A 975-nucleotide genomic window follows, 5' to 3' on the forward strand; every position below is an offset into this window, starting at 1 on the left:
CGAGCACCATCGTCATTGAACGTGATGCTGGTGGGTCAGTATTACTGTGTTGGTCACAGCAACGTGGCGCCGGGCAACATCTGCCTGATCGGTGCCACCAATCAGGCTTTTCGCCTCGTGCCCTCGTGGTTATATCCGAATTTCTTAGATTGCAAAACGTCCATCCAGTGCTGTTCTCGCGAATGCACCTCGTCTTCAGTAGCCTGCAAGGCACACTTCCAAGATCGAGAATCTGAAGTTGTGCGAGTGTTCCTCGCCCGATAGCTTCAATTCAGGAATCAGGTACTTGTTTCCCCCATGACCTGTCTCTGCGTAGTTACGCCAACGGTCCCAAAAGCCGCCTGTACCATTCGCCTGCCCGACGTACAGCTTGCCGTTGCTCTGATCGGTGATCAAGTAGATACCTTTGACGCTCGACAGAGCCGCACGCCATGAGTCAGCCTTGTGCCGAAACAAGCTGCGCAACTCTTGCATTGTTACGTTTGTCTTCTTGAACCCCGGGAAGCTGTTATAAACCCGTCGCTCACGGAGCAAATCGGTCACGTACAGGTTGTCAGCGAGGGTCTCTGTGTTGATATAACGCATCTGTAGACCGTACTTGCAATGCACGTAGAGACGACCGACGTATTGCTCCATCGACTGAATGCGTTCGAGGTTGTATCGAATAGGCCATCTGGGTGAGTCGCTTTCTTCCCATCCTAGTACCCGGTAGTAACCGGCAAAGAGCCATCGATCGCGACCCGCGCCGACAAAGGAAATGAGATGTTTCCTTTTGAAATTCTGCTGACCTTGAAACGACTGCCATTCGTCAAATCGACCATCAAGGAAAACGTCCAGTGGCTGTTCCTTATCGACCGAAGTTGGTAGGTGAACCTTGCAAGTCGCCGGGTCGAAATCAGGATCGCAAGTTCGCATGAAGTCGTACAGATGCATTTGTCCTCGACAGGCTTTAATAGTTATGTTGGGCGTGATCGG

1 protein-coding gene is annotated in these 975 nt (G+C 51.8%); it reads right to left on the reverse strand.

The genetic code is table 11. The annotated features are described in order from the left end of the window. Window positions 1–195 precede the first annotated feature (195 nt). On the reverse strand, window positions 196–975 hold a 780-nt coding region (locus WM40_RS27145), incomplete at its 5' end, for a GIY-YIG nuclease family protein (RefSeq protein WP_236693734.1).

Source organism: Robbsia andropogonis (genome assembly GCF_000970345.1).
Classification (GTDB): domain Bacteria; phylum Pseudomonadota; class Gammaproteobacteria; order Burkholderiales; family Burkholderiaceae; genus Robbsia; species Robbsia andropogonis.